This is a genomic window from Pseudomonas sp. TH49 (genome assembly GCF_016650625.1).
Classification (GTDB): domain Bacteria; phylum Pseudomonadota; class Gammaproteobacteria; order Pseudomonadales; family Pseudomonadaceae; genus Aquipseudomonas; species Aquipseudomonas fluorescens_H.
This window is the reverse complement of the sequence record NZ_JAEKFL010000001.1, coordinates 2,819,180-2,837,632: the sequence shown is the minus strand read 5'-3', so window position 1 is coordinate 2,837,632 and position 18,453 is coordinate 2,819,180. Positions and strand designations below refer to the sequence as shown.

Annotated in this window: 21 protein-coding genes; 1 reads left to right on the top strand and 20 read right to left on the bottom strand. The window is 59.6% G+C overall.

All coding sequences use genetic code 11. The features are described from left to right. Positions 1-41 precede the first annotated feature (41 nt). From hisS to trmJ, 16 genes are all read right to left on the bottom strand, one after another. Complete coding sequence (hisS, locus tag JFU48_RS13000) at positions 42-1,331, bottom strand: histidine--tRNA ligase (RefSeq protein WP_003227887.1); 1,290 nt, start codon at positions 1,329-1,331, stop codon at positions 42-44. A gap of 36 nt (positions 1,332-1,367) precedes the next feature. After that, complete coding sequence (gene ispG, locus JFU48_RS12995; RefSeq protein WP_003227888.1) at positions 1,368-2,477, bottom strand: flavodoxin-dependent (E)-4-hydroxy-3-methylbut-2-enyl-diphosphate synthase; 1,110 nt, start codon at positions 2,475-2,477, stop codon at positions 1,368-1,370. Between the two features lie 3 nt (positions 2,478-2,480). Then, complete coding sequence (locus JFU48_RS12990; protein WP_201136661.1) at positions 2,481-3,518, bottom strand: RodZ domain-containing protein; 1,038 nt, start codon at positions 3,516-3,518, stop codon at positions 2,481-2,483. After that, complete coding sequence (pilW, locus tag JFU48_RS12985; RefSeq protein ID WP_003227892.1) at positions 3,518-4,276, bottom strand: type IV pilus biogenesis/stability protein PilW; 759 nt, start codon at positions 4,274-4,276, stop codon at positions 3,518-3,520. The genes JFU48_RS12990 and pilW overlap by 1 nt, the downstream gene beginning before the upstream one ends. 12 nt (positions 4,277-4,288) lie before the next feature. Then, positions 4,289-5,437 (bottom strand): 23S rRNA (adenine(2503)-C(2))-methyltransferase RlmN, encoded by a 1,149-nt coding sequence (rlmN, locus tag JFU48_RS12980; RefSeq protein ID WP_003227893.1) that lies wholly within the window; start codon positions 5,435-5,437, stop codon positions 4,289-4,291. A gap of 28 nt (positions 5,438-5,465) precedes the next feature. Beyond that, the gene (gene ndk / locus JFU48_RS12975; protein ID WP_003227894.1) at positions 5,466-5,891 is read right to left on the bottom strand and encodes a nucleoside-diphosphate kinase; all 426 of its coding nucleotides are present in this window, start codon (positions 5,889-5,891) and stop codon (positions 5,466-5,468) included. 88 nt (positions 5,892-5,979) lie between these two features. Next, a complete protein-coding gene (iscX, locus tag JFU48_RS12970) occupies positions 5,980-6,180 on the bottom strand; it encodes a Fe-S cluster assembly protein IscX (RefSeq protein WP_027619659.1) in 201 nt (66 codons plus the stop codon). Positions 6,181-6,194: 14 nt separating this feature from the next. Further along, on the bottom strand, positions 6,195-6,536 hold the full coding sequence (gene fdx, locus JFU48_RS12965) for an ISC system 2Fe-2S type ferredoxin (RefSeq protein WP_003227897.1): 342 nt from the start codon (positions 6,534-6,536) through the stop codon (positions 6,195-6,197). Beyond that, entirely contained in the window at positions 6,536-8,401 is a 1,866-nt protein-coding gene (gene hscA / locus JFU48_RS12960; protein ID WP_103520546.1) for a Fe-S protein assembly chaperone HscA, read from the bottom strand. The genes fdx and hscA overlap by 1 nt, the downstream gene beginning before the upstream one ends. Before the next feature lie 51 nt (positions 8,402-8,452). After that, the gene (gene hscB / locus JFU48_RS12955) at positions 8,453-8,974 is read right to left on the bottom strand and encodes a co-chaperone HscB (RefSeq protein ID WP_003227901.1); all 522 of its coding nucleotides are present in this window, start codon (positions 8,972-8,974) and stop codon (positions 8,453-8,455) included. Between the two features lie 8 nt (positions 8,975-8,982). Then, positions 8,983-9,306 (bottom strand): iron-sulfur cluster assembly protein IscA, encoded by a 324-nt coding sequence (gene iscA, locus JFU48_RS12950; protein WP_003227904.1) that lies wholly within the window; start codon positions 9,304-9,306, stop codon positions 8,983-8,985. A 28-nt stretch (positions 9,307-9,334) separates the two neighbouring features. After that, complete coding sequence (gene iscU, locus JFU48_RS12945) at positions 9,335-9,721, bottom strand: Fe-S cluster assembly scaffold IscU (RefSeq protein ID WP_003227907.1); 387 nt, start codon at positions 9,719-9,721, stop codon at positions 9,335-9,337. An 83-nt stretch (positions 9,722-9,804) separates the two neighbouring features. Continuing rightward, a complete protein-coding gene (locus JFU48_RS12940; RefSeq protein WP_003227909.1) occupies positions 9,805-11,019 on the bottom strand; it encodes an IscS subfamily cysteine desulfurase in 1,215 nt (404 codons plus the stop codon). A 47-nt stretch (positions 11,020-11,066) separates the two neighbouring features. After that, the gene (gene iscR / locus JFU48_RS12935; RefSeq protein WP_003227911.1) at positions 11,067-11,558 is read right to left on the bottom strand and encodes a Fe-S cluster assembly transcriptional regulator IscR; all 492 of its coding nucleotides are present in this window, start codon (positions 11,556-11,558) and stop codon (positions 11,067-11,069) included. 240 nt (positions 11,559-11,798) lie between these two features. Next, positions 11,799-12,575 carry a serine O-acetyltransferase gene (cysE, locus tag JFU48_RS12930; RefSeq protein ID WP_025109222.1) on the bottom strand — a complete coding sequence of 259 codons (777 nt, stop codon included), beginning with the start codon at positions 12,573-12,575 and terminating at the stop codon, positions 11,799-11,801. Positions 12,576-12,578: 3 nt separating this feature from the next. Then, positions 12,579-13,349, bottom strand: coding sequence for a tRNA (cytosine(32)/uridine(32)-2'-O)-methyltransferase TrmJ (trmJ, locus tag JFU48_RS12925; protein ID WP_003227915.1), 771 nt, complete (start codon positions 13,347-13,349; stop codon positions 12,579-12,581). A gap of 145 nt (positions 13,350-13,494) precedes the next feature. On the opposite strand from trmJ, the gene suhB reads away from it, so the two are divergent. Then, positions 13,495-14,313, top strand: a complete 819-nt coding sequence (gene suhB / locus JFU48_RS12920; RefSeq protein ID WP_201136660.1) for a type III secretion system regulator SuhB — start codon at positions 13,495-13,497, stop codon at positions 14,311-14,313. 249 nt (positions 14,314-14,562) lie between these two features. Here suhB and JFU48_RS12915 read toward each other — a convergent pair whose 3' ends face one another. The 4 genes from JFU48_RS12915 to yajC all read right to left on the bottom strand — a co-directional run bounded on the left by JFU48_RS12915 (position 14,563) and on the right by yajC (position 18,429). Next, a complete protein-coding gene (locus JFU48_RS12915; RefSeq protein ID WP_003227918.1) occupies positions 14,563-15,111 on the bottom strand; it encodes a glycine zipper 2TM domain-containing protein in 549 nt (182 codons plus the stop codon). A gap of 122 nt (positions 15,112-15,233) precedes the next feature. After that, positions 15,234-16,148, bottom strand: coding sequence for a protein translocase subunit SecF (gene secF, locus JFU48_RS12910; protein WP_003227920.1), 915 nt, complete (start codon positions 16,146-16,148; stop codon positions 15,234-15,236). A gap of 9 nt (positions 16,149-16,157) precedes the next feature. Continuing rightward, positions 16,158-18,026: a protein translocase subunit SecD gene (gene secD, locus JFU48_RS12905; RefSeq protein WP_003227922.1), complete on the bottom strand. Its 1,869-nt coding sequence runs from the start codon at positions 18,024-18,026 to the stop codon at positions 16,158-16,160. Between the two features lie 64 nt (positions 18,027-18,090). Further along, positions 18,091-18,429: a preprotein translocase subunit YajC gene (gene yajC, locus JFU48_RS12900; protein ID WP_003227923.1), complete on the bottom strand. Its 339-nt coding sequence runs from the start codon at positions 18,427-18,429 to the stop codon at positions 18,091-18,093. Positions 18,430-18,453: the final 24 nt, after the last annotated feature.

Genomic DNA, 18,453 nt, shown 5'->3' with positions numbered 1-18,453 from the left:
CCCAATACTCCTTAATCGCTAAATCGGCTGTTTAGACAGCTTCAACCCTGCACGACGCAGGTGGCCAGGTGAGCGGCGAGCGCATCCCAGGCAATGCTTTGTTGTTCGCCCTGGCCACGCAGGGGTTTGAAACCTACCACTTGCTGGGCCATTTCGTCGTCACCGAGGATCAGTGCATACAGTGCACCGCTCTTGTCGGCTTTCTTGAACTGGCTTTTGAAGCTGCCGGCGCCGGCATTGACTTGCAGACGCAGGTTTGGAAGCTGGTCACGTACACGCTCGGCCAGGGCCAGACCGGCCAGTTCGGCCTGCTCGCCAAAGGCGCAGAGGTAGACGTCGACCTGACGGGAGATTTCTTCCGGGATCTGCTCCAGGGTTTCGAGCATCAACACCAGACGCTCGATGCCCATGGCGAACCCGACGCCTGCGGTCGGCTTGCCGCCCATCTGCTCGACCAGACCGTCGTAACGACCGCCCGCGCAGACAGTGCCCTGGGCGCCGAGCTTGTCGGTGACCCATTCGAATACGGTTTTGCTGTAGTAATCGAGGCCGCGCACCAGTTTCGGGTTGAGCACGTACGGGATGCCAACCGCGTCCAGACGCGCCTTCAGACCTTCGAAGTGCGCACGGGATTCGTCGTCCAGGTAGTCGGCCATCTTCGGCGCATCGACCAGTACGGCTTGAGTGTCGGCATTTTTGGTGTCGAGCACGCGCAGCGGGTTGGTTTTCAGGCGACGCTGGCTGTCTTCGTCGAGCTTGTCGTGGTGCGCCGAGAGGTACTCGACCAGCGCTTCACGATAGCGACCACGGGACTCGCTGGTGCCCAGGCTGTTGAGTTCGAGCTTGACCGCATCACGGATACCCAGCTCACCCCACAGGCGCCAGGTCATGATGATCAGTTCGGCGTCGATGTCCGGACCGTCGAGGTTGAACACCTCCAGACCGATCTGGTGGAACTGGCGATAACGACCTTTCTGCGGACGCTCGTGGCGAAACATCGGGCCGATGTACCAGAGTTTCTGCACCTGGCCACCGCCGGTGATGCCGTGCTCGAGCACTGCACGCACGCACGCCGCGGTGCCTTCCGGACGCAGGGTCAGGGAGTCGCCGTTGCGGTCTTCGAAGGTGTACATCTCTTTTTCGACGATGTCGGTCACTTCACCGATCGAGCGCTTGAACAGCTCGGTGAATTCGACGATCGGCATGCGGATCTGCTTGTAACCGTAGTTATCCAGCAGACGCGCGACAGTGCCCTCGAAATAACGCCACAGCGGGGTCTGTTCGGGCAGGATGTCGTTCATGCCACGAATGGCTTGCAGAGACTTGCTCACTATAAATCCTTAAATTCGTTCGGCTTTCAGTCAGGCTCAGCCGCGCGCGATGACCGCTGCGTCAGCTTCGACCTTTTCGGCCGCTTTCTGGCGGATCAGCTTTTCCAGCTCGTCCACCAGATTGTCATTCGTCAGTTTCTGCGACGGCTTGCCGTCGATGTAAATCAGGTTTGGCGTGCCGCCGGTCAAGCCGATATGGGCTTCCTTGGCTTCGCCGGGGCCGTTGACCACGCAACCGATCACCGCGACATCCAGCGGCACCAGCAGGTCTTCAAGGCGCCCTTCCAGCTCGTTCATGGTCTTGACTACATCGAAGTTCTGCCGCGAGCAGCTCGGGCAGGCGATGAAGTTGATGCCACGGGAACGCAGATGCAAAGACTTGAGAATGTCGTACCCGACCTTCACTTCCTCGACCGGATCGGCCGCCAGCGAGATGCGGATAGTATCGCCAATCCCCTCGGCGAGCAGCATACCTAGGCCCACGGCGGATTTCACTGTGCCCGAACGCAAACCACCGGCTTCGGTGATGCCCAGGTGCAACGGCTGGACGATTTCCTTCGCCAGCAGACGGTAGGCTTCAACGGCCATGAACACGTCGGAAGCTTTCACGCTGACCTTGAAGTCCTGGAAATTCAGGCGTTCAAGGTGCTCGACGTGCCGCAGCGCGGACTCGACCAGCGCAGCCGGGGTCGGCTCGCCGTATTTCTTCTGCAGGTCTTTTTCCAGGGAACCGGCGTTGACGCCGATACGGATCGGAATCCCGCGGTCACGGGCGGCATCGACCACGGCGCGCACCCGGTCTTCACGACCGATGTTGCCCGGGTTGATGCGCAGGCAGTCCACACCCAGTTCGGCGACGCGCAGAGCGATCTTGTAGTCGAAGTGGATGTCGGCAACCAGCGGCACCTTGACCAGTTGTTTGATCTTGCCGAACGCCTCGGCGGCGTCCATGTCCGGTACCGAAACGCGGACGATGTCGACGCCGGCGGCTTCCAGACGATTGATCTGGGCGACGGTGGCAGCCACATCATTGGTGTCGCTGTTGGTCATGCTCTGCACAGCGATAGGCGCATCGCCGCCAACAGGCACGTTACCGACCCAGATCTTGCGCGAAACGCGACGTTTGATTGGAGATTCGCCGTGCATGACTTATTGACCCAACTTCAGGCGAGCAGTCTCGCCACTGGTGAACGGAGCGATATCGACCGGTTGGCCGTTGTAGCTGACCTGTGCGGCGCGAGCCACACCCAGACGCACCGCCAGTGGCGGCTTGCCGGAAACCGAAACGCTGTCGCCTTTATGTTTCAGACCGCTGAACAGCACCTTGCCGCGACCGTCGGTGACCTGTGCCCAGCAATCGGCGGTGAACTGCAGTTGCACCTGGCCGTCGCCGGCAGCTGGGGCAGCCGTTTCTACGGTTGGCGCAGCTGTGGCCGCGGTCACTGGAGCGGTGACAGTCGGTGCTGGTGTGGCCGGAACGTTAGGTGCTGGAGTCGCCGGGGTGGCCACCACCGGAGCCGGTGTATGAACCGGTGCGGCTGGCGTGGTCGCAGCCGGCGCGGCTGGAGCAGTTGCCGGAGCGGCAGGTTCGGCACCCGTCGCTTCAGCGGTGGTTTCCGATTGCGGCAGTGCGAGAGCGGTTGCGCCCTCGGCCTGACCTTCGGCAACGGCCTGGTCTTCCGGCTCATCGATCGGGTGAATCTGCGTGGTGCCGTCGGCGCCTTCGACTTCGACGTGCTCCGGAACCAGGCTGGTCAAGTCTTTGGTGCGCAGCGAGGTCTGATCCTGCCACCAGACGAAACCGCCGCCGATGACCGCGATCAGCAACAACAGGCTGACGATACGCAAAATGGTATGGGAAACCCGCACCGGCTCTTCGATACGACCCAACGCATGCACATTGCTGCCTTGGGAATCGGTACCGGTGGACTGGTCGAATTGCTGGACCAGAACGGTCTGATCCATGCCGAGCAACTTGGCGTAAGCGCGAATGTAACCGCGAGCGAAGGTATGCCCCGGCAGCTTGTCGAAAGCGCCAGCTTCAAGATTGCTCAGGGAAGTCACGGTGAGGTTGAGCTTGAGGGCCACTTCGGCCAGCGACCAGCCATTGCTTTCGCGGGCCTGGCGCAAAGTCTCACCGGGATTAACGCGAGTCGCTGCTACAACTTCGGGATGCGCCGCTTTCATCATTGCTCCGACAGGTATTGCTGATATTCCGGCGTACCGGGATAGAGTCGTTTTAATTGCAGGCCATAACTGGCGGCCTTGTCGCGATCTTCAAACACTTTTGCCAGCCGAACGCCGAGCAATAGACTACGTGCATTTTGCTCGGTTAGCAGGCTGAAACGGTCGTAATAGTCACGCGCGGGCACATAATGCCTGTCTTCGAAAGACAACTCAGCCATTTCCAGCAAAGCACGCGGTTGTTGACGGTTCAGCCGCAGGGCTTTTTCCAGTTGCTGCTGCGCCAGATCCCGCTGCCCGAGCTTCGAAGCGGTCATGCCGAGATTCTCGAAGACCCGCGAACGCTCAGGATACAGGGTATCGGCGGCTGCCTGCTCAAAACGCTCGTAGGCTTCCTTGTAACGCTGTTCTTCGTAGAGAAAACTGCCGTAGTTATTGAGGATTCGTGCATCGGTGGGACGCGAGGACAGGGCTTTGCGGAAATGCTCGTCGGCCAGTTTCGGCTCCATTTCGGCCTGGAACACCAGCCCGAGGGCGGCGTTGGCATCAGGATCGGAATCGTCCAGTTCCAGCGCCTTCTTCAGCGGCACCTTGGCCCGTTCGGTCATCCCTTGCTGCAAGTATCCCAATCCCAGCTGCACGTAGGCGGCACGCGCTTCGTCGCGGCCCTTGCTGGTCTTCATCGGGTTGTAGTCACCCGACAGGACACAACCAGCACACAGGCTGGCCATCAGCAACAGCAGCGCAAAGCGCAGGGACATAGAGATCCTCTCTTAGTTAGTGTTCGCGGCGTTCTGTGCCAGATCGCTGTCGGCGCTCAACTCGCGCACGGCGATGTAACGTTCGCTGCGACGGGTGCGATCCAGCACCTGCCCTACCAATTGACCACATGCGGCGTCGATGTCTTCACCACGGGTGGTGCGGACAGTGACGTTAAAGCCGGCCTGATGCAACTGATCCTGGAACCGACGAATGGCGTTGTTGCTCGGCCGCTCGTAACCGGAATGCGGGAACGGGTTGAACGGAATCAGGTTGATCTTGCACGGAATGTCTTTGAGCAGCTCGATCATTTCCACGGCGTGCTCAAGCTTGTCGTTGACGTCCTTGAGCAAGGTGTACTCGATGGTCAGCACACGCTTCTCGCCAAGGGCGGACATGTAGCGCTGGCACGACTCGAGCAGCATCTTAAGCGGATATTTCTTGTTGATCGGCACCAATTGGTTACGCAATGCGTCATTCGGTGCGTGCAGGGACAACGCCAGGGAGACGTCGATGTGCTTGGCCAGCTCATCGATCATCGGCACCACGCCCGAAGTGGACAGGGTCACGCGGCGCTTGGAGATCCCGTAGCCCAGGTCATCCATCATCAGATGCATGGCGGCCACGACGTTGTCGAAGTTCAGCAGCGGTTCGCCCATGCCCATCATCACCACGTTGGTGATGGCGCGGTCGATGGTGGCGGGAACACTGCCGAAGGATTTGTTGGCAATCCACACCTGACCGATGACTTCGGCGGCGGTGAGGTTGCTGTTGAAGCCTTGCTTGCCGGTGGAGCAGAAACTGCAGTCCAGGGCACAGCCTGCCTGGGACGAAACGCACAGAGTGCCGCGTTTGCCCTGGGGAATGTAGACGGTCTCGACACAGCTGCCGGACGCCACGCGCACCACCCACTTACGGGTGCCGTCGCTGGAAATGTCCTCGCTGACCACTTCGGGACCACGGACTTCAGCAATAGCCTTGAGCTTGTCGCGCAAAGCCTTGCTGACGTTCGTCATGGCGTCGAAATCATCGACGCCAAAGTGGTGAATCCATTTCATTACCTGACCGGCACGGAAACGCTTCTCCCCGATTGAGTCGAAGAATTTTTCCATTTCCGGCTGGGTCAGACCCAGCAGGTTTGTTTTAACAGTCGATGTAGTCATGGATTCACCTTCACTCTTTAAGCAATGCTTAGCGAGTGGTTACTTCAGTAGCTGCGAAGAAGTACGAGATTTCACGAGCAGCAGCGGCTTCGGAGTCCGAACCGTGAACGGCGTTGGCGTCGATCGACTCAGCGAAGTCAGCACGGATGGTGCCAGCAGCAGCTTCTTTAGGGTTGGTAGCGCCCATCAGCTCACGGTTGCGAGCGATAGCGTTTTCGCCTTCCAGAACCTGAACAACCACTGGACCGGAGATCATGAAAGCAACCAGGTCACCGAAGAAACCGCGCTCTTTGTGCTCAGCGTAGAAGCCTTCAGCTTCGGCTTTGGACAGCTGCTTCATTTTCGAAGCAACAACTTTCAGACCAGCCTTTTCGAAACGGGTAACGATTTCGCCGGCAGCGCCTTTTGCAACAGCGTCAGGCTTGATGATGGAGAAAGTACGTTGAACAGCCATGGTGTAACTCCAGAAACAGTAATTTGCGAAAAATTAAACCCGCGAATTATACGCGGGTTCTTGGGTATTGCCTAACCTGCGAGGACGATCAGTCGACTTCTTCGATCCAGAGTGCCTGAACCGCTTCCAACACCTTCTCGCCGACACGGCCAGAGGTGTTGTCGAAGTCAGGCAATTCCATGATCCATCGCTGCAGGTCGACGAAATTGACAGAAAGCGGATCTACATCCGGCTTGGCTTCGGCCAATTCTTCTGCAATGCGTTGAACATCATTCCAACCGTAGCTCATGACAGTCTTACCAGTCAGTGCGGCGCTTCGGCCGCATGGTTAAGCGAATATTTCGGAATCTCGACGGTGATGTCTTCTTCGCCGACGATAGCCTGACAGGCCAGGCGCGATTGCGCTTCCAGGCCCCAGGCACGATCGAGGAAGTCTTCTTCCAGCTCGTCCGCCTCTTCCAGCGAGTCGAAACCCTCGCGGATGATGCAATGGCAAGTGGTGCAGGCGCAGACGCCGCCGCAGGCACTTTCCATCTCGATATGGTGTTCGTGAGCCAGATCGAGAATCGAAGTGCCGGGTTCGGCCTCGACCACCATGCCTTCAGGGCAGAACTTCTCGTGGGGCAGAAAAATGACCTGCGGCATCAGATATCCTCGATTTCATTCAGATTGCGCCCCGACAGAGCGGCTTTCACCGTCAGATCCATGCGGCGGGCAGCAAAAGCATCGGTCACTTGCGACAGACGCTTGGTCTGCTGCTCGATGGCGTAACCATCGGTGCCTTTCATCAGTTCGGCCAGTTCCTGCATCTGCAGCTCGATGACCATGCGCTCTTCGGCGTCGAGCAAACGCTCGCCATCGGCATCCAGAGCACCCTGTACCGCTTCGATCAGGCGCTGGGCATCGACTTGCTGCTCGCGCAGGACGCGGGCGACCTTGTCGTCATTGGCGTGCTGGAACGAATCCTTGAGCATCTTGGCGATTTCGCCGTCGGTCAGGCCGTAGGACGGCTTGACCTGAATGCTCGCTTCAACGCCTGAACCCAGTTCACGCGCCGAAACACTGAGCAGACCGTCGGCATCGACCTGGAAGGTCACGCGAATCTTCGCCGCACCGGCCACCATCGCCGGAATGCCGCGCAGTTCGAAGCGCGCCAGGGAGCGGCAGTCGCTGATCAGCTCGCGCTCACCCTGGAGCACATGGATCGCCATGGCCGACTGGCCGTCTTTATAAGTGGTGAAATCCTGAGCGCGGGCGACCGGGATGGTGGTGTTGCGCGGAATCACCTTCTCCATCAGCCCGCCCATGGTTTCCAGCCCAAGGGACAGCGGAATCACGTCGAGCAGCAGCAGTTCGCCGCCATCGCGCTTGTTGCCAGCCAGCGTATCGGCCTGGATCGCGGCCCCGATGGCCACCACTTGATCCGGGTCGATTTCCGTCAATGGCTGACGACCGAAGGCTTCGGCAACGGCCTCGCGTACACGTGGAACGCGGGTCGAACCACCAACCATGACCACGGCATGCACGTCTTCCAGTTCAATACCGGAATCACGCACGGCGCGGCGGCAGGCTTTCAGGCTGCGCGCAACCATTGGCTCGATCAGCGCATCGAAGGCTTCGCGGGTCAACTGCGCTTTCCAGTCACCGTAGGCGACTTCAACGCTGGCCGCATCGGTCAGGGCTTCTTTGGCCGCGCAGGCAGTTTGCAGCAGATTGCGTTGCGCACCCGGATCGAGATCGGCGGACAGGCCGGCGCTCTCGATGATCCAGCCGGCAATCGCGTGATCGAAGTCGTCGCCGCCCAGGGCGCTGTCGCCGCCGGTGGCCAGCACTTCAAAAACACCGCCAGTCAGACGCAGAATCGAAATATCGAACGTACCGCCGCCCAGGTCATAAATCGCCACCAGACCTTCGGCATGCTGATCCAGACCGTAAGCCACGGCAGCCGCCGTCGGCTCGTTGAGCAGGCGCAGCACGTTCAGACCGGCGAGTTTCGCCGCATCCTTGGTGGCCTGGCGCTGCGCATCGTCGAAATACGCCGGAACGGTGATCACCGCACCGACCAACTCGCCACCCAGGGTCGCTTCAGCACGCTGACGCAGGACCTTGAGGATATCGGCGGAGACTTCGACTGGGCTTTTCGGGCCTTGCACGGTGTCGATGAACGGCATGTGCGATTCGCCACCGACGAAGCGGTATGGCAGTTGCTCGCCCAATTGCTTGACGTCGGACAGGCCACGACCCATCAGGCGCTTGACCGACAGCACAGTGTTCAAGGGATCGGAAGACGCGGCCAGCTTGGCCGACTCGCCAACCTCGACGCGGTCGGCGTGATAACGCACGGCGGACGGCAGGATGACCTGCCCGTCAGCGTCGGCCAGTGGTTCGGAAAGACCACTGCGCAACGCAGCGACCAGCGAATTGGTAGTGCCCAAGTCGATCCCCACAGCCAGACGACGCTGGTGCGGTTGAGGACTTTGGCCGGGTTCGGCGATCTGCAGTAGGGCCATCGTGATCAGGACTTATCTGTATATCAGGCGTGCGACCGGAGCGGCACTGGGTTAATCGTCGAGGCGCTCTTCTAACTGGCGCACTTCGTAGGTGAGCTTGTCGAGGAACTGCATGCGCCGCATCAGGCGTTCGGCCTGTTCGCGTTGCGCTGCATCATCCCAACAGGCTGCGAAGCTTTCGTTCAACTGTTCCTGAGCCACTTTCAGGCGACGCTTGAATACCGCGACACCGTCGAGATCGGCGCTGTCCTGGAGGTCTTCGAGCTCTTCGCGCCACTGCATCTGCTGCAAAAGAAACTCGGGGTCATGGACCGTGACTTCCATCGGCACTTCATGCCCGCTGATGGTCAGCAGGTAGCGTGCACGCTGGGCAGGACTTTTGAGCGTCTGGTACGCGTCGTTTAGCCGCGCAGACTGCTCAAGCGCCGACCGCTGTTCGCGCTCGGAGGCGTCGGCAAAGCGGTCAGGATGAACACCGCGCGCCAACTCACGGTAGCGCGTGGCCAACTGCTCGAGATCCAGGCGAAAGCTCGGTTGCAGCTCGAATAAAGCGAAATGACAAGGAATACCCACGACAAGCCTCAGATGTTGAAGCTTTCGCCGCAGCCACATTCACCGCGAACGTTGGGATTGTTGAACTTGAAGCCTTCGTTCAACCCTTCCTTGACGAAATCGAGTTCGGTGCCGTCCAGGTAGGCCAGGCTTTTCGGGTCGATGATCACTTTCTCGCCGTGACTTTCGAACACCTGATCCTCGGCAACCACCTCGTCGACAAACTCCAGCACGTAGGCAAGGCCGGAACAGCCTGTGGTGCGAACACCCAGACGAATCCCTTCACCTTTGCCGCGCCCGTCGAGGGAGCGTCGCACGTGTCGAGCAGCCGCTTCTGTCATGCTGATAGCCATCGTTGACTCCTTACTCGTCGCGCAATGCTTAGATCAAGCCTTTCTTCTGCTTGTAGTCGCGAACAGCCGCTTTGATAGCGTCTTCAGCGAGTACCGAGCAGTGGATTTTCACTGGCGGCAGGGCCAGTTCTTCGGCCAGCTGAGTGTTCTTGATGGTCTCGGCCTCGTCCAGCGTCTTGCCCTTCATCCACTCGGTGGCCAGGGAGCTGGAAGCGATTGCCGAACCGCAGCCGTAGGTCTTGAACTTGGCGTCTTCGATAACGCCCTGATCGTTGACCTTGATCTGCAGACGCATCACGTCGCCGCACGCCGGAGCGCCGACCATGCCGGTGCCGACATCCGGGTCTTCCGCGTTCATCTTGCCGACGTTGCGCGGGTTTTCGTAGTGGTCGATGACCTTTTCGCTGTAAGCCATGATGCTTAATCCTCACTCATCAGAGAGTCGCTCTTTAAGCCCCGCAACCTTGGGTCGCAGGGCCGGTTCGCGGCGACTTGAAATCAGTGTGCCGCCCACTCGATTTTCGAAATGTCGACACCGTCTTTGTACATGTCCCACAGCGGCGACAAAGCGCGCAGCTTGGTAACGGCCTCGCAGACTTTCTGCGCGGCGTAGTCGATTTCTTCTTCGGTGGTGAAACGGCCGAAGGTGAAACGGATCGAGCTGTGTGCCAGTTCGTCGTTGCGGCCCAAGGCGCGCAGTACGTACGAAGGCTCCAGGGACGCCGAAGTGCAGGCCGAACCGGACGATACCGCCAGATCCTTGAGCGCCATGATCAGCGACTCGCCTTCAACGTAGTTGAAGCTCAGGTTCAGGTTGTGCGGAACGCGGGCGGTCAGGCTGCCGTTGACGTACAGCTCTTCCAGGTGCTCGACCTGCTTGAAGAAACGATCGCTCAGGGCCTTGATGCGTACGTTTTCGGCAGCCATGTCTTCCTTGGCTACGCGGAAGGCTTCGCCCATACCGACGATCTGGTGGGTCGCCAGAGTGCCGGAACGCATGCCACGTTCGTGACCGCCGCCGTGCATGGTCGCTTCGATGCGCACACGCGGCTTGCGGCTGACGTACAGGGCGCCGATGCCTTTAGGGCCGTAGGTTTTGTGGGCGGAGAACGACATCATGTCGACTTTCAGCTTCTGCAGATCGATCTCGACCTTGCCGGTGGACTGAGCCGCGTCAACATGCAGCAGAACGCCCTTGGAGCGGGTCAGTTCGCCGATGGCAGCGATGTCGTTGATGGTGCCGATTTCGTTGTTCACGTGCATTACCGACACCAGAATGGTGTCTTCGCGCAGTGCCGCTTCGATCATCGCCGGGGTGATCAGACCGTCTTCGGTCGGCTCGAGGTAGGTCACTTCGAAACCTTCACGCTCCAGTTGGCGCATGGTGTCGAGAACGGCCTTGTGTTCGATCTTGCTGGTGATCAGGTGTTTGCCTTTGGAGCCATAGAAATGCGCCGCACCCTTGATTGCCAGGTTGTCGGATTCGGTGGCGCCGGACGTCCAGACGATTTCGCGCGGGTCGGCGTTGACCAGATCGGCCACCTGACGACGGGCATTTTCGACGGACTCTTCAGCTTTCCAGCCGAACACGTGGGAACGGGACGCCGGGTTACCGAAGTTTCCGTCGACCAGCAGGCATTCACTCATCTTTTGCGCAACGCGCGGATCGACCGGGGTGGTCGCAGAGTAATCAAGGTAAATCGGCAATTTCATGGACTATCTCCTAAATCAGGGCTGGCGTTCCGCTAGCTCTTCGGCTGTCATTCGACGGCGGACGCTTCAATCTTGTCCAGGCGTGGCGCCTTGCTGTTGCAACGACGCTGGTCCTGACGCTGGGCTACTTCTTGCACCTCACGGCGAGTCACAAGATCAGCCAAGCTGATACCACTTAGAAATTCGTGAATCTGCAGGCTCAGATCGCACCACAGGTGATGAGTCAGGCAGGTGTCGCCGGAATGGCAATCGCCTTGGCCCTGGCACTTTGTAGCGTCGACCGATTCGTTGACCGCATCGATCACCTGAGCCACCTGGATGCCCTGCATGTCGCGCGACAACTGATAACCACCGCCTGGGCCGCGAACACTGGAAACCAGGTTACTGCGGCGCAGCTTGGCGAAAAGCTGTTCGAGATAGGACAGGGAGATGCCTTGGCGCTCGGAGATATCGGCCAGGGACACCGGCCCGTGCTGCGCGTGCAACGCCAGGTCAAGCATGGCGGTCACGGCGTATCGGCCTTTTGTAGTCAGTCGCATGGACAATTACCACGGAGTTCGGAATGGGCGGGAGTATGCAATTCCCGAGCATTTAAGTCAACTATAAGACCTAGTGCTTTAGTCGGGTTTACCCGCAAAAGAGCGCGCGCATCATAGCAAAGGCTGGCGGCGTACAGCCAGCGGTACAGCGTTATCGTTCTTCGCGAGCAAGCCCGCTCCCACAGGGGAGATGCATTCCAATGTGGGAGCGAGCTTGCTCGCGAAAAGCAGCGCCGCGGTTTAGCTGGCCTGGCTCTGATCCTTGCCCTTCACGCAGGCGAAGTCTTCTTCACGCAGCTCAGGCAGATCTTTCGCACAGTAATTACTGCCCAGATCCTTCAGCGCACCGCACATCCCCTCCAGTCGCCCGTCCACCGCCTGCAGGTGATCGAGCAACTGACCGATGGCACGGGCCACCGGGTCGGGCATGTCTTCGCTGACACCGTAGGCATCGAAACCGATCTTCTCGGCCATCGCCTTGCGCTTGGCGTCCTGCTCTTCATCGGATTTGACGATGATCCGCCCCGGAATCCCCACCACTGTGGCGCCCGGCGGCACTTCCTTGGTGACCACCGCATTGGAACCGACTTTCGCGCCAGCCCCCACCGTGAACGGCCCCAGTACTTTGGCGCCGGCACCCACGACAACGCCGTCACCCAGCGTCGGGTGGCGTTTGCCTTTATTCCAACTGGTGCCACCAAGGGTCACGCCCTGGTAAATGGTCACGTCATCACCGATCTCGGCGGTTTCACCAATGACGATGCCCATGCCGTGATCGATGAAGAAACGCCGACCGACCTTGGCACCCGGATGAATCTCGATCCCGGTCAGCCAGCGACCGAAATTCGAAACCAGCCGCGCAAGCCATTTCAGCTCGTTGCGCCACAGCATCCCGGCCAACCGATGAATCCAGATCGCGTGCATACCGGGGTAGCAGGTCAGGACTTCAAAAGCGTTACGCGCCGCCGGGTCTCGATGGAATACGCTCTGGATATCTTCACGCAAACGCTCAAACATCATTCAGTCCTTCCGCTTAAGAAGCTCACCACGGGCCGCTTTTTGGGTTTCCGTGAGGATGCCACGCAAAATATTCATTTCCGCCCGGCTGACCGAGCTGCGTCCGTACAACCGGCGCAGGCGCGCCATCAAGTGCCGCGGCTTTTCCGGATCAAGAAATTCGATGGCGACCAGCGTCTGCTCCAGATGCTCGTAAAAGCGCTCCAGCTCATCCATGGTCGCGAGCTCGGCGCTTTTCACCGAGGCCACTTCTTCTTTCTCGATCTTGGTCGGCTGCCCTTGAGCGGCCAGCCAGGCCATGCGCACTTCATAGCTCAACACCTGCACCGCCGCCCCGAGGTTCAGCGAGCTGAACCCAGGATCGGAGGGGATGTGCACATGAAAGTGACATCGCTGCAGCTCCTCGTTGGTCAGGCCGGAGTCTTCACGACCGAATACCAACGCGATTTCCGCGCCCTGCCCCGCCTCTTCGACCACTTTGCTCCCGCATTCGCGCGGATCGAGCAGCGGCCAGGGAATGCGCCGGTCACGGGCGCTGGTGCCGAGCACCAGATTGCAGCCGACCAGAGCGTCTTCCAGAGTGGCGACGACTTGAGCATTTTCAAGGATATCCCCGGCACCGGAAGCTCGAGCATCGGCTTCGTGGTGCGGAAACAACCGCGGTTCGACCAGCACCAGCCGCGACAGACCCATGTTTTTCATGGCGCGCGCGGCCCCGCCGATGTTGCCGGGGTGGCTGGTATTGACCAGGACGACACGAATGTTCTGCAGCAAGGGAGGCGCTCTCGGACACAGGAAAGGGGTGCAAATCTTACAGAACAGCCTACCGTTAAGCTATGAAAGCGAACAGCGACCTTCACCTGAAGAAAAGTTCTGATAGAATGCGCGGCTTTCTTTAACAACCTTAGGTGACACATCCATGCAGCCCATGCTGAATATCGCGCTGCGCGCCGCCCGCAGCGCCAGTGAACTGATCTTCCGCTCCATCGAGCGCCTGGATACCATCAAGGTCGACGAAAAAGACGCCAAGGATTATGTATCCGAGGTCGATCGCGCCGCCGAACAGAAAATCATCGATGCTCTGCGCAAGGCTTACCCGAATCACTCGATCCAGGGTGAAGAGACCGGCACGCACGTCGGTAACGGCATCGAAGGCGAAGAGTACCTGTGGATCATCGATCCGCTGGACGGCACCACCAACTTCCTGCGTGGCATTCCTCACTTCGCTGTCAGCATTGCCTGCAAATACCGTGGTCGCCTGGAGCACGCAGTGGTTCTGGACCCGGTTCGCCAGGAAGAATTCACCGCCAGCCGTGGTCGCGGCGCTCAACTGAACGGTCGTCGTCTGCGCGTCAGCGGTCGCACCAGCCTCGACGGCGCTCTGCTGGGCACTGGCTTCCCGTTCCGTGACGACCAGATGGACAACCTCGACAACTACCTGGGCATGTTCCGCGCCCTGGTTGGCCAGACTGCCGGCATCCGCCGCGCCGGCTCCGCCAGCCTGGACCTGGCCTACGTGGCTGCCGGTCGTTTCGACGCGTTCTGGGAGTCGGGCCTGTCCGAGTGGGACATGGCTGCAGGCGCCCTGCTGATTCAAGAAGCTGGCGGCCTGGTGAGCGACTTCACCGGCGGTCACGATTTCCTTGAAAAAGGCCACATCGTTGCCGGCAACACCAAATGCTTCAAGGCAGTCCTGACGGCGATCCAGCCGCACCTGCCGGCTTCGCTGAAGCGCTAAGCTTCCGGCGAAACGCAAAAAGCACCCTTCGGGGTGCTTTTTTTATGCCTGCGATTTCAGCGTCCACTCGAATCCACTGTGGGAGCGGGCTTGCTCGCGAAGGCGGCACGTCAGCCAACATCAGTTCTGGATGGTAGACCGCTTTCGCGAGCAAGCCCGCTCCCACATTGGGATTGCGGTGATCTGACGCTGAATCGCGCGCACAAAAAAGCACCCCGAAGGGTGCTTCTTTTTAAAACGATCAGACCGTTATTGACCGGGCTGATTCTGCGACAGAATCAGCTTGCCTTCCTTGTCGACCGGAATCTGGTTGCCCGGATCGCGATCCATCCGCACTTTGCCTTCCTTGCCATCCAGCGAATAACGCACGTCGTAACCGACAACCTTGTCACTGATGTCATTCACTGTGTTACAGCGAGTCTGGGTGGTCGTGTAGGTGTCGCGGTTCTGCATGCCTTCCTGCACCTTGTTACCGGCATAACCGCCACCGACCGCACCAGCAACGGTGGCAAGCTTCTTACCGTTACCGCCGCCGACCATGTTACCCAACAGGCCACCACCGACCGCACCGAGCACCGTACCCACGATCTGGTGCTGATCCTGAACCGGTTTCTGCCGGGTTACTGCCACATCCTTGCACACTTCACGTGGAGTCTTGATCTGTGTCTTGACCGGTTCTACGGCCAGCACTTGCGCATACTCAGGGCCGCTTTTAACCAGGCTGTAGGTGGCAACAGCACCCCCGGCAGTCACACCGACAGCACCCAATACCGCACCAACCAGCAACGACTTGTTCACATGAACCTCCTGACCATCACATGCGGGACGCGTCCCGCGCTTCTCCCAGCCTTGGAGCATAAAAAAAGGCGCGAGTTCAACTCGCGCCTTTTCTGGGCTGACAGCCGCAGAAGCGATGGCCGTTATGGACGGTCGTCGACTTCCTTCTCGGTGTTGGCCGGAGGAATCAGATCCTCGGTGCTCAGGTTCAGCCAGATCAGTACCACGTTCGCGATGTAGATCGACGAGTAGGTACCCGCCAGAACACCGATGAACAGGGCAATGGAGAAGCCGAACAGGTTGTCGCCACCGAAGAACAGCAGCGCAGCGATCGCCAGCAAGGTGGAGATCGACGTTGCCATGGTCCGCAGCAGGGTCTGAGTGGTCGAGATGTTGATGTTCTCGATCAGCGAAGCCTTGCGCAGCACACGGAAGTTCTCACGAACCCGGTCGAACACGACGATGGTGTCGTTCAGCGAGTAACCGATGATCGCCAGTACTGCCGCCAGCACCGTCAGGTCGAAGGTGATCTGGAAGAACGACAGGATACCGACAGTCACGATCACGTCGTGAATCAGCGAAACGATCGCGCCGACCGCGAATTTCCACTGAAAGCGGAAAGCCAGGTAGATCAGGATGCCGCCGAGCGCCAGCAGCATGCCGAGGCCGCCCTGGTCGCGCAGTTCTTCACCGACCTGCGGGCCGACGAACTCGACACGCTTGACCGTCGCCGGGTTGTCGCCGCCGACTTTCTGCAAGGCCTCGGCGACCTGATGACCCAACTGCGGGTCTTCGCCTGGCATACGTACGAGCAAGTCGGTAGTTGCACCAAAGCTCTGCACGATGGCTTCGTGATAACCGGAAGTCACCAGCTCTTCACGCACCTTGGTGACATCGGCCGGACGCTCGTAGGTCAGCTCGATGAGCGTACCGCCGGTGAAGTCCAGGCCCCAGTTCATGCCCTTGTGGACGACGCTGAAAATAGCCAGCAACGTGAGAAACACTGTGACGCCGAACGCGAAGTTGCGAACGCCCATGAAGTTGATTGTACGTAACATGGCAGCCCCTTAAATCCACAACTTCTTGAAGTCACGTCCGCCGAAGATCAGGTTGACCATTGCGCGGGTCACCATGATGGCCGTGAACATCGAGGTAAAGATCCCGAGGGACATGGTCACTGCGAAGCCCTTCACCGGGCCGGTACCCATGGCAAAGAGGATGCCGCCGACCAGCAGAGTGGTCAGGTTGGCGTCGAGAATCGCGGTGAATGCCCGGCCGAAGCCTTCGTTGATTGCACGCTGCACGGTCATGCCGGCGGCGATCTCTTCACGGATCCGCGAGAAGATCAGCACGTTGGCGTCGACCGCCATACCCATGGTCAAGACGATACCGGCGATACCCGGCAGGGTCAGCGTTGCACCCAGCAGCGACATCAGCGCCAGCAGCAGCACCATGTTCACCGCCAGCGCGACCGTGGCGATCAAACCGAAGAAGCGGTAGATGGCGATGATGAACAGCGAGACGAACAGCATGCCCCACAGCGATGCATCGATACCTTTGGTGATGTTGTCAGCACCCAGGCTCGGACCGATTGTGCGCTCTTCCGCAAAGTACATCGGAGCGGCCAGACCACCGGCACGCAGCAGCAGCGCCAGCTCGGACGATTCGCCCTGGCCGTTCAGGCCGGTGATACGGAACTGCGCACCCAGCGGCGACTGAATGGTCGCCAGGCTGATGATCTTCTTCTCTTCCTTGAAGGTCTGAACCGGCACGTCTTTCTCGACGCCGTCGACAACCTGCTTGACGTAGGTGGTCACCGGACGCTGCTCGATGAAGATCACCGCCATGCTGCGACCGACGTTCGAACGGGTTGCGCGGCTCATCAGCTCGCCACCGTGGCCATCCAGACGGATGTTCACTTCAGGTGTGCCGTGCTCGCCGAAACCGGCCTTGGCATCGGTCACCTGGTCACCGGTGATGATCAGGCCACGCTCGATCTGCGCAGGAGGACGCTTGCCTTCACGGAACTCGAAAGTTTCGGAAGTGGCTTTCGAAGCACCCGGCTCTGCAGCCAGACGGAACTCAAGGTTGGCCGTCTTGCCGAGAATACGCTTGGCTTCGGCAGTGTCCTGCACGCCCGGCAGCTCAACCACGATGCGGTTGGCGCCCTGACGCTGAACGATCGGTTCGGCAACACCCAGCTCGTTGACGCGGTTACGTACCGTGGTCAAGTTCTGCTTGATGGAGTATTCACGGATTTCCGCCAGCTTGGCCGGGGTCATCGCCAGACGCAGCACCGGTTGACCGTTGAGGTCGGCCGGAACAATGTCGAAATCGTTGAAGTTCTTGCGGATCAGCGCACGGGCCTGTTCGCGGGAGTCAGCATCGCTGAAGCCCAACTGAATGGCGCCGCCCAGTTGTGGCAGGCTGCGATAGCGCAGCTTCTCTTTGCGCAGCAGACTCTTGACGTCGCCTTCGTAGACTTTCAGGCGGGCGTCGAGGGCTTTGTCCATGTCCACTTCCAGCAGGAAGTGCACACCACCGGACAAGTCCAGACCCAGCTTCATCGGGTGCGCGCCGAGGTTGCGCAGCCATTGCGGGGTGGTCTGTGCCAGGTTCAGTGCGACGACGTAGTCATCACCCAATGCCTTGCGCACAACGTCCTTGGCCGGCAGCTGGTCTTCAGCCTTGGTCAGACGGATCAGACCGCCCTTGCCGTTGGCGGCCAGCGAAGCTGCCTTGACGTTGATCCCGGACTCACGCAGCGCGGTGCTGACGCGATCCAGATCGGCCTGATTGACCTGCAGTGCCGTGCTGGCGCCGCTGATCTGAATGGCCGGGTCATCAGGGTATAGATTGGGAGCGGAATAAATCAGACCGACCGCCAGCACCGCCAGGATCAGAATGTATTTCCACAGAGGATATTTGTTCAGCATCACGCCGCCCGTTATGAACGCGGGGCGCCTTGCGCGCCCCGTCGATTGAGTAGAAGTTGGAACCTTAGATCGCTTTCAGCGTGCCTTTTGGCAGCGTGGCGGCGATGGCGCCCTTCTGGAACTTCATTTCCACGGTGTCGGAAACTTCCAGAACCACGAAGTCATCGGCCACTTTGGTGATCTTGCCGGCGATGCCGCCGGTGGTAACCACTTCGTCACCCTTCGCAAGGCTGCTCAGCAGGTTCTTCTGCTCTTTGGCGCGCTTGGCCTGTGGACGCCAGATCATCAGGTAGAAGATGACCAGGAAGCCGACCAGGAAAATCCACTCGAAGCCGCCGCCCATTGGGCCTGCAGCAGCCGGTGCAGCTGCGTCAGCCATGGCGTTAGAGATAAAAAAGCTCATTTAGCACTCCAGTTGCAAATGTTG

What these genes read in the sequence shown, in the direction of transcription:
- JFU48_RS12990 (WP_201136661.1), bottom strand. Translation starts at nt 3,518, where the DNA reads ATGAAAGCGGCGCATCCCGAAGTTGTAGCAGCGACTCGCGTTAATCCC.
- ispG (WP_003227888.1), bottom strand. Translation starts at nt 2,477, where the DNA reads ATGCACGGCGAATCTCCAATCAAACGTCGCGTTTCGCGCAAGATCTGG.
- rlmN (WP_003227893.1), bottom strand. Translation starts at nt 5,437, where the DNA reads ATGACTACATCGACTGTTAAAACAAACCTGCTGGGTCTGACCCAGCCG.
- pilW (WP_003227892.1), bottom strand. Translation starts at nt 4,276, where the DNA reads ATGTCCCTGCGCTTTGCGCTGCTGTTGCTGATGGCCAGCCTGTGTGCT.
- hscA (WP_103520546.1), bottom strand. Translation starts at nt 8,401, where the DNA reads ATGGCCCTACTGCAGATCGCCGAACCCGGCCAAAGTCCTCAACCGCAC.
- iscU (WP_003227907.1), bottom strand. Translation starts at nt 9,721, where the DNA reads ATGGCTTACAGCGAAAAGGTCATCGACCACTACGAAAACCCGCGCAAC.
- suhB (WP_201136660.1), top strand. Translation starts at nt 13,495, where the DNA reads ATGCAGCCCATGCTGAATATCGCGCTGCGCGCCGCCCGCAGCGCCAGT.
- secF (WP_003227920.1), bottom strand. Translation starts at nt 16,148, where the DNA reads ATGTTACGTACAATCAACTTCATGGGCGTTCGCAACTTCGCGTTCGGC.
- yajC (WP_003227923.1), bottom strand. Translation starts at nt 18,429, where the DNA reads ATGAGCTTTTTTATCTCTAACGCCATGGCTGACGCAGCTGCACCGGCT.
- secD (WP_003227922.1), bottom strand. Translation starts at nt 18,026, where the DNA reads ATGCTGAACAAATATCCTCTGTGGAAATACATTCTGATCCTGGCGGTG.
- ndk (WP_003227894.1), bottom strand. Translation starts at nt 5,891, where the DNA reads ATGGCTGTTCAACGTACTTTCTCCATCATCAAGCCTGACGCTGTTGCA.
- cysE (WP_025109222.1), bottom strand. Translation starts at nt 12,575, where the DNA reads ATGTTTGAGCGTTTGCGTGAAGATATCCAGAGCGTATTCCATCGAGAC.
- JFU48_RS12940 (WP_003227909.1), bottom strand. Translation starts at nt 11,019, where the DNA reads ATGAAATTGCCGATTTACCTTGATTACTCTGCGACCACCCCGGTCGAT.
- iscR (WP_003227911.1), bottom strand. Translation starts at nt 11,558, where the DNA reads ATGCGACTGACTACAAAAGGCCGATACGCCGTGACCGCCATGCTTGAC.
- fdx (WP_003227897.1), bottom strand. Translation starts at nt 6,536, where the DNA reads ATGCCGCAGGTCATTTTTCTGCCCCACGAGAAGTTCTGCCCTGAAGGC.
- iscA (WP_003227904.1), bottom strand. Translation starts at nt 9,306, where the DNA reads ATGGCTATCAGCATGACAGAAGCGGCTGCTCGACACGTGCGACGCTCC.
- iscX (WP_027619659.1), bottom strand. Translation starts at nt 6,180, where the DNA reads ATGAGCTACGGTTGGAATGATGTTCAACGCATTGCAGAAGAATTGGCC.